Genomic DNA, 8,781 nt, shown 5'->3' on the forward strand with positions numbered 1-8,781 from the left:
GGGGGCGGGGCCGCAGGCCGCCGCCGCGCAGCCGGCATAGGCGAGGGCGCTCAGGGCAAGGGCAAGTCGTTCAAGCATATTGCAGCGCATCCATGAACTTCACCAGGTCCCAGAACTCCTTGGACACGCCGCCCAGCCGCAATTTGCCGTCGCGGTCCTCGAACAGCAGGAAGGGATAGGCGTTGCGTTCCAGGGTGCCGGCCTGGGGCAGGCGGTAGGGCTTGAAGACTTCCGGATTGTTGAAATAGGGTTCCAGCCGGCCGCCGCCGTCCACATGCATGTAACGGACGCGCAGTACATGTTTCTGGTACTTGGCCTGGCTCTCGGGGAAGTCGCCGCCGTCGCCCGCCACCACCGAGTCGGCCAGGGCCGCCAGGAAGACGCGCGCGAAGCCCGCGAAATGGATCTCGCCGCTGGTGGAGTCGCCCGGCGCCTCGGCCAGCGTCTTGACCAGCTGGGTGGCGCGGGAACCCGGCACGATGGTCTGCGCGAACAGGCTGTCGATATCGGCCGCGGCTGGGTCGGGAGACTGCCGCAGGCGCAGGAGGTCGGTGCGGAAATCCGTCAGCCATTGCCGGTAGCGGGCGTTTTCCGCCTGGAGGTCGAGTTGCTGGGCGCCGGCGACGCCGCAGTAAAGGCTCAGCAGCAAGGCCAGGAGCAGAAGCCAGGCGCGTTGCAGCCAGCCTGGGGGCACGCGGATAGGGTGTTCCATAGGCCGGTGATCATATCGTTCAAAATGATGCTATTTTGGTGCAGAGCGTGACAAAATGTCAGTCATGGCCACCGGCATGGCCATGTCGATGAACCCGTGTTGAGTCAGGTCCAGAAATGCCAGCAACAGGTGACGTTCCCCCTGCATGCGCGCCCGCCGGCGGCGCGGAAAATATGCAAACCGGGCTCGACGGTCCCCTGGACCGGCTCGCCCGTCTCGCCCAGCGGCATTTCGGCGTGGACATGGTGCTGGTGGCCTGCAGCGACGCCGACGGCGTCTGGCAGGCCCAGGCAGGCGCTCTGTCCGCAGCCGCTACCGAGGCCGGATCCCTCCCTTTTTCCGTGGACAGTCCGCTGCGCGCCTGCGATGGCCGTCGGCTGGGCACGTTCCGCCTGCTGCACAGCCAGCCGCGGGACTTCGGCCGCGAGGACCTGGACGCCCTGCACGATTTTGCCGAACTGGCTGTCGCGGCGGTCGAGAAGCGCCAGGCCCTGGCGGCAGAACGGGCGGCGGAAGACAGCTGGCGCACCGAGGCGCGCAATCTGTCCCTGGCCATCGCCGGCAGCGGCACCGGCATCTGGGACCGCAATGTCCTGACCGGTGAAATCACCTATTCGCAGGGCTGGAAGGCCCTGTTGGGCTACGCCGAATCCGAGGTCACCAACCGCATCGAAGACTCCTACAAGCGTCTGCACCCGGACGACGCCGACTACGTGCGCGCCGCCATGCAGGCGCATTTCGAGGGCAAAACCGAAAGCTACGAGGTCGAGCACCGCATCCTCTGCAAGGACGGCAGCTACAAGTGGATCTGCAGCCGCGGCAAGGTCGTCAGCCGCGATGCGCAGGGGCGGGCCTTGCGCATGATGGGCACCACCACCGACATCAGCGCCATGCGCGCGATGTCGGAGCGCTTGCGGCGCACGGCGGACCTGCTGGTCAACCTGACCGACGCCGTGCCGGGCATGGTGTTCCAGTGTGGCCAGCGCCCCGAGGGCGGGTCGCGCTTCCTGTACGTCAGCGCGGGCATCTGGGACATGTTCGAACTGACGCCCTACGATGTCCGGACCAGCCCGGCAGCGATCGAACAGCGCGTCCACCCCGAGGACCTGGCGACCTACCACGCGTCGCTGCAGGCCGCGGCCGCGGCGCAGACGCCCTGGCACCTGGAGTTCCGGGTCTGCCTGCCGCAGCAGGGCCTGCGCTGGCGCCAGGGCGACGCCAGCCCGCGCACGGGAGCCGACGGCACCGTGGTGTGGCACGGCTTCGTGACCGACATCACGGACCGCAAGCGCGCCGACTTCGAACTGCGTGAACTTGCCGCCACGGATGCACTGACCACGCTGCCGAACCGCCGCCACTTCATGTCCCGCATCGCCGCGGAACTGGCCCGGATCAAGCGGCAGGGCAGCGATTGCGCCGCCGTGCTGATGTGCGACCTGGACCATTTCAAACGCATCAACGACACCTGGGGCCACGCCATCGGCGACGGCGTGCTGCAGCATTTCGCCAACACGCTGCGGGCGCAGCTCCGGGCGGTCGACCTGGTGGGGCGTATCGGCGGCGAGGAATTCGCCGTGGTGCTGCCGGACACCGACATCGAGCGCGCGCACGCCTTCGCCACCCGAGTGCAGCAACGCATCGCGGCCGCGCCGTTTTCGTTGGGCGACGACCGGCACATTCCGCTGACAGTCAGCATCGGTATCTCGACCATGCACACCCTGGATACCGACGCCGAACTGGCGCTTAGCCGCAGCGACCGCGCGCTCTATTACGCCAAGCAGCGCGGGCGCAACCGCATCGAGTCCGCGCCCTCAGTGTTTTCCCGATAGAACAACCGGCAATGTCATTTGTTCCATTGACGGTACATTAGGACACTCCTAGAGTTCCCGTCATGGGAACCACACTACCGCTACCGAAGTACCACCAGATCTATCTCGTCCTGCGCGAGCAAGTGCAGGAGGGGCGTTTCGATCAGGACGGCGTGCCCGGGGAGCACGCGCTCGCCGACCAGTTCGACGTGGCCCGCATCACCATCCGCAAGGCCATGGAGATGCTGGTGGCCGACGGGCTGGTGTCGCGCCGGCCCGGCCTGGGCACCTGGCCGCTGCGCGCGGCGGCGAATCCGGCCAGCGCACCCAAGGTCAACCCTCCGCAGAAGGCGCATCTGACCGGCCTGCTGGAAAACATCGTCAACATGGGCCTGCGCACCTCGGTGCAGGTGCTGGACAGCACCCTGGTGTCGGCGCCGCCCGTGGTGGCCGAGGCGCTGGACCTTGCGCCCGGCGCACCGGTGCACAAGAGCCTGCGGGTGCGCAGCACCGAGGCCGGGCCGCTGTCCCACATCACCACCTACGTGCCGCAGGCCGTGGCCGACTTCACCCGCGCGGACCTGGAGCGCGAGCCCTTGCTGATGCTGCTGGAAGCCGCCGGCGTGGAATTCGGCGGCGCCACCCAGACCATTTCGGCGCGGCTGGCCGACGCCCAGGTGGCCCGTCACCTGGACGTGGCGGTGGGCTCCGCGCTGCTGGCCGTGACGCGCATCGTGCGCGACGTGAACGAACGGCCGGTGCAGCTCCTGCAAGGCCTGTACCGGCCGGACCGTTATCAGTATCAGTTGCAGCTGTCACGCGTCGGCAGCATCGACGCCAAGGTATGGGTCAGCGAAGAGCTGTCCGCCCAATTCCATTGAACCCCCGGAGATCGCCCATGAATTCGCGCCGCACTTTCCTCTATCAATCCGCCGCTGCGGCTGCCCTGGTGTCGGCGCCGTGGGTGGCCCGCGCCCAGGGCGCCAAGCCGGTGAAGGTCGGGATCCTGCATCCGGTGACGGGGGCGCTGGCCTATTCGGGCCAGCAATGCCGCCTGGGCGCCTTGTTGGCGATCGAGGACATCAACAAGGCCGGCGGCATCAAGTCGCTGGGCGGCGCGCCGCTCGAGGCGGTGCTGGGCGACGCGCAGTCGCGGCCCGAGGCGGGATCGGCCGAGGTCGAAAAGATGAACGAGGCGGGCGTGTCGGCCATCGTCGGCGCCTACGCCTCGGCGATCTGCCTGGCCACCACCCAGACCGCGGCCAAGTACAACCTGCCGCACGTGGTGGACGTGGGCGTGGCCGACCAGATCGTCGAGCGCGGGCTGAAGAACACGTTCCGCTTCGGACCGGGCTACCGCGCCTGTAGCGAACGCGCCATCACCGACCTGGCGGCGCTCAACGACGCGGCGGGCAAGCCGGCCAAGACCGTGATGATCGTGCACGAGGATTCGCTGTTCGGCACCGGCACCGCGGCGCTCTTGTCCAAGGCGTTGCCGCAGCACGGCTTCGAGGTCAAGGACGTGGTCAAGCACCCGAACCCGACCCGCGACTTCAACAACATCGTGCTGCGCATGAAGTCCCTCAATCCGGACATCGTGATCCCGGCCAACTACTACAACGAATACGCCTTGCTTCTGCGCGCCATGAAGCAGCAGAAGGTGCAGCCCAAGGCGATCTACTCGGTGCTGGGCGGCGCGGCCTCCAGCTACAAGTTCCTGAAGGAATTCCCGGACATCGCCAACGGCATCCTCGACTGCAACCACTGGTTCAACCCCAAGGATGCGCGCGTCGCGCCGCTGAAGGCGCGCGTCGAGGAGAAGGGCGCCTATTTCAGCTACGAGGTCTTCATGACCTACACCTCGGTGCTGCTGCTGGCCGATGCGCTGGAACGCGCCAAGTCGGCCGACCGCGCCGCCATCATCGACGCGCTGGGCTCCAGCACGTTCTCCGACCACATCATGCCCTATGGCCCGACCAAGTTCGTCAACGGCCAGAACACGGGCGCGCAGCCCTTGCTGACGCAGGTGATCGGCGGCGATATCAAGGTCGTCATCCCGGCCGACTACCGCCAGGCCGACGCCATCTTCCCGCTGAAGGCCTGAGCGTGCTCGATCCCGCCATCCTCTTTTCCTCGGTGCTCAACGGCCTGACCACGGGCGCGGTGTACGCGCTGATCGCCCTGGGCCTGACCTTGATCTACGGCGTGCTGCACATCATCAACTTCGCCCATGGCGCGGCGTTGATGGTGGCGCTGTACGCCGTGTACCTGTTGAAGGACCGCCTCGGCATCGACCCCTATGCCGCCTTGCCGCTGGTGGTGGCCGGCATGTTCGCGCTGGGCTACGCCTTGCAGCGGTATGTGATCAACCGCGCCAGCCATGGCAAGGACGAGAACATCCTGCTGGTGACGCTGGGGCTGGCCATCGTGCTGGAGAACCTGGCGCTGGTGTGGTTCAAGTCGGACACGCGCACCATCGACACGGCCTACACGCTGTCCACGGTCGAGATCGGGCCAGCCATGATCGCCTTGCCCAAGGTCATCGCCTTCTGCGGCGCCTTGGCGGTGGCGGCGGTGCTGTTCTGGATCATCCGCAGCACCGATCTGGGCCGGGCGATCCGCGCGGTGGCCAAGGAAAAGCAGGGCGCCAAGCTGATGGGCATCGACGTGGAGAAAGTCTACGCGCTGTCTTTCGGCATCGGCATGGCCTGCCTGGGCGCGGCGGCCTGCTTCCTGCTGCCGGCCTACTACGTGAATCCGCAGGTCGGCGGCGGCTTCGTGCTGGTGGCCTTCACCATCGTGGTGCTGGGCGGCATGGGCAGCTTTGTCGGCGCGCTGGTCGGCGGCCTGCTGATCGGGGTGGTGGAGTCCATCGGGGGCCTGTTCCTGGGCGACTCGCTGGGCCAGATGGGCATATTCGCGATCTTCATCGCGGTGCTGCTGTTTCGCCCGCAGGGGCTGTTCGGGGCGAGGGGCTGAGCATGGGCAAGGATCTTTTGACTATCGCGCTGTTCGGCGCGGCGCTGGCCGCCGCGGCCGCGCTGACTGAATCGGGCGTGGCGCTGACGTTCGTGATGATGTCGCTGTACGCGGCCCTGCTGTCGCAGGCCTGGAACATCCTGGGCGGTTACGGCGGCCAGCTGTCGTTCGGCCACGCGCTGTTCTTCGGCGTGGGCGCCTATGCGCAGGCGCTGGGCCAGCTCAACCTGGGCATCAATCCCTGGCTGGTCCTGCCCATGGCTATCGCGCTGGGCGCGCTGGTCGGCCTGGCGGTGGGCGGGCTGACGTTCCGCTACGGCCTGAAGGGTTCCTACTTCGCCCTGGTGACGCTGGCGTTCGCCGAAGTGTTCCGCATTCTGGCGCTGTCGGTGTCGTTCACCGGGGGCGGGGTGGGCCTGATGGTGCCGCTGCAAGAGGGCGTGGCCAACATGCAGTTCGGCTCGCGCCGCGGCTATATCTATCTGCTGCTGGGCTTCGTGCTGCTGGCGCTGGTGGTCACCGCATGGTTGCGTCATTCGCGCTTCGGGGCCTATCTGCAGGCGGTGCGCGACAACGAAGACGCGGCGCGCGCGATCGGCGTGAATCCGCTGCGGGTCAAGCTGGGCGGCATCGCGCTGTCGGCGGCCTTCATGAGCGCGGCGGGCGCTTTCTACGTGCAGGTGTTTCAGTACATCGATCCGGGCATCGCATTCGGCTCGGCCGTGTCGGTGGAGGCCCTGGTGGGTGCCATCGTAGGCGGCCTGGGTACCTTGTGGGGGCCGCTGCTGGGCGCGGTGACCCTGCATGCCCTGAGCGACCTGACGCGCAACCTGTTCGGCGAATTGCCGGGCATCAGCATGGTCATCTATGGCGTGGTGCTCATCTTGATCGTCATGTTTCTGCCGCGCGGCATCACCGGCGGCGGCCAGGCGCTGGGTCGCCTGTTCAGTGCCAAGGAGCGCGCCCGTGCCTGAGATCCTGCTGCAAGCGCGCAATCTGTCCATCACCTTCGGCGGCCTGAAGGCGGTTCAGGACGTGAGCCTGGACGTGCGCCAGGGCTCGCTGACCGCGCTGGTCGGTCCCAACGGCGCGGGCAAGACCACGCTGTTCGGCCTGCTGTCCGGCTTTCTCAAGCCGGGTGCTGGTTCGGTGCATTTCGACGGCACGGACATCACCGGTCGCCCGCCCCACGAATCGGCGCGGCTGGGGCTGACCCGCACTTTCCAGATCGTGCAGCCCTTCGGCGCGCAGACCGTGCGCCAGAACATCGCCGTGGGCGCGCACTTGCGCCTGCGCAACCGCCGCGAGGCGCTGGAAGCGGCTGAAGAAGTCGCGGCGCGGGTCAACCTGGGGTCCTTGCTGGACCGGCCTGCGGCGGACCTGACGGTGGCGGGACGCAAGCGCCTGGAACTGGCGCGCGCGCTGGCCACGCGGCCGCGCCTGCTGCTGCTGGACGAAGTATTGGCGGGGCTCAACCCCAGCGAGATCGACGAGATGATACCGGTGGTGAAAAATCTGGCCGACGACGGCGTGACCGTACTGATGATCGAACACGTGATGCGCGCGGTGATGAGCCTGGCCGAACACGTGTGGGTGCTGGCGCAAGGCCGCCTGATCGCCTCGGGCACGCCAGGCGAGGTCACCCGCGATGCGGCGGTGGTCGAGGCCTATCTGGGCCAGGGTGCGGCGGCCAGGCTGGCCGCGCAGGGAGCGCCGGCATGAGCGCGCTGCTGGAAGTCCAGGGACTGCGGGCGGGCTATGGCCGCATGGAAGTGCTGCGCGGCGTCGACCTGCGGGTGGACCAGGGCGAGATCGTGGTACTGCTGGGCAGCAACGGCGCCGGCAAATCCACGCTGAACAACACGGTGTGCGGTCTGTGCCGGCCCTGGGGCGGCACGGTGCGCTTCGAAGGGCAGGACCTGACCGGCCGCCATTACCGCGACGTGGTCAAGGCCGGCCTGATCCAGGTGCCGGAAGGTCGGCGCGTGTTTCCCAACCTGAGCGTGTGCGAAAACCTGGAGCTGGGCTCCTTCACCCGGGCGCGCGAGCGCCGCGCCGCCAACCTGGAGAAGGTGCTGCACATCTTCCCGCGCCTGCGCGAACGCCTGGCGCAACTGGCCGGCACCATGTCGGGCGGCGAACAGCAGATGCTGGCGATCGGCCGCGGCCTGATGGCCGAGCCGCGCCTCCTGATCCTGGACGAGCCCTCGCTGGGCCTGTCGCCGCTGATGGTCGAAGAGCTGTTCGGCCTGATCGGACGCCTGCATGGCGAGGGGCTGGCGATCCTGCTGGTGGAGCAGAACGTGGGCCAATCCCTGGAAATGGGGCAGCGCGCCTACGTGCTGGAAAACGGGGCAGTGCGCTATAGCGGCGCCTGTCCGGAACTGCTGGCCAGCGACGACGTGCGCCGGGCCTATCTCGGGATGTAGCCATGGCCAAGCCTCAAACGCTGGCCCAGAAGCTGATCGCGGCGGCCTGCGGTCGCGCTTCTGTCGCCGAGGGCGAAATCGTCACCTGTGCGGTGGACCTGGCCATGTTCCACGATTCCAGCGGCCCGCGCCGCCTGCAACCCATGTTGCAGGAGCTGGGCGCCACGCTGTGGGATCCATCGAAGATCGTGCTGGTCATCGACCACTACGTGCCGGAATCCGACGACGAGTCGCGCCGTATCGTGCGCATCGCGCGCGATTGGGCGGCCGAACAGCAATTGCCCAATGTCTACGACTCGCTCGGCATCTGCCACGTGGTGGTGCCGCAGCACGGCCATATCCGGCCCGGCATGTTCTGCGTCGGCGGGGACTCGCATTCGCCCACGGGCGGCGCCTTCGGCGCCTATATGTTTGGCATCGGCAGTACCGAGATGCTGGGGGTGGCCGTCACCGGTCAGATCTGGGTGAAGGTGCCGCAGACCCTGATGATGCGCTGGAACGGCCGCCTGTCGCCGGGCGTCACCGCCAAGGACATGATGCTGCGCATGATAGGCCGCTACGGCATGAACGGCGGGCGCTACCAGGCGGTGGAATTCTGCGGCGAGGCGGTGCGCGCCTTGTCGATGCAGGAACGCATGACGCTGTCCAATATGAGCGCCGAACTGGGATCGCAGGTCGGCCTGATCGCTCCGGATGAAACCACCGTGGCCTATCTGCGCGAGGCAGGCGTCACGGACCAAATCGACCTGGCGCGCTGGCGCAGCGACCAGGGGGCGCAGGCGGAGTGGCACGACTTCGATGCCGCGGCGCTGGCGCCGCAGGTCGCCGCGCCGCACAGCCCGGCCAATGCGCG

General features: G+C 67.7%; 9 protein-coding genes. 8 read left to right on the plus strand and 1 reads right to left on the minus strand.

What is annotated here, in order from left to right; translation table 11 throughout:
- Positions 1-70: 70 nt before the first annotated feature.
- Entirely contained in the window at positions 71-712 is a 642-nt protein-coding gene (locus tag VIR09_RS16865; protein WP_332013914.1) for a hypothetical protein, read from the minus strand.
- 173 nt (positions 713-885) lie between these two features.
- On the opposite strand from VIR09_RS16865, the gene VIR09_RS16870 reads away from it, so the two are divergent.
- The 8 genes from VIR09_RS16870 to VIR09_RS16905 all read left to right on the plus strand — a co-directional run.
- A complete protein-coding gene (locus tag VIR09_RS16870; RefSeq protein WP_332013915.1) occupies positions 886-2,541 on the plus strand; it encodes a diguanylate cyclase in 1,656 nt (551 codons plus the stop codon).
- Between the two features lie 62 nt (positions 2,542-2,603).
- On the plus strand, positions 2,604-3,401 hold the full coding sequence (locus VIR09_RS16875; RefSeq protein ID WP_332013916.1) for a GntR family transcriptional regulator: 798 nt from the start codon (positions 2,604-2,606) through the stop codon (positions 3,399-3,401).
- A 17-nt stretch (positions 3,402-3,418) separates the two neighbouring features.
- Positions 3,419-4,624, plus strand: coding sequence for an ABC transporter substrate-binding protein (locus VIR09_RS16880; RefSeq protein WP_332013917.1), 1,206 nt, complete (start codon positions 3,419-3,421; stop codon positions 4,622-4,624).
- 2 nt (positions 4,625-4,626) lie between these two features.
- A complete protein-coding gene (locus VIR09_RS16885) occupies positions 4,627-5,499 on the plus strand; it encodes a branched-chain amino acid ABC transporter permease (RefSeq protein ID WP_013393327.1) in 873 nt (290 codons plus the stop codon).
- 2 nt (positions 5,500-5,501) lie between these two features.
- Complete coding sequence (locus VIR09_RS16890) at positions 5,502-6,473, plus strand: branched-chain amino acid ABC transporter permease (protein ID WP_332013918.1); 972 nt, start codon at positions 5,502-5,504, stop codon at positions 6,471-6,473.
- The gene (locus tag VIR09_RS16895) at positions 6,466-7,221 is read left to right on the plus strand and encodes an ABC transporter ATP-binding protein (RefSeq protein ID WP_332013919.1); all 756 of its coding nucleotides are present in this window, start codon (positions 6,466-6,468) and stop codon (positions 7,219-7,221) included. The genes VIR09_RS16890 and VIR09_RS16895 overlap by 8 nt, the downstream gene beginning before the upstream one ends.
- Entirely contained in the window at positions 7,218-7,928 is a 711-nt protein-coding gene (locus tag VIR09_RS16900) for an ABC transporter ATP-binding protein (protein WP_332013920.1), read from the plus strand. The genes VIR09_RS16895 and VIR09_RS16900 overlap by 4 nt, the downstream gene beginning before the upstream one ends.
- A gap of 2 nt (positions 7,929-7,930) precedes the next feature.
- Positions 7,931-8,781 (plus strand): aconitase family protein (locus VIR09_RS16905; protein ID WP_332013921.1); only part of this gene is annotated, 851 nt, incomplete at its 3' end.

Origin of the sequence: Achromobacter sp. (assembly GCF_036567245.1) — a bacterium.
Taxonomy (GTDB): domain Bacteria; phylum Pseudomonadota; class Gammaproteobacteria; order Burkholderiales; family Burkholderiaceae_B; genus Achromobacter.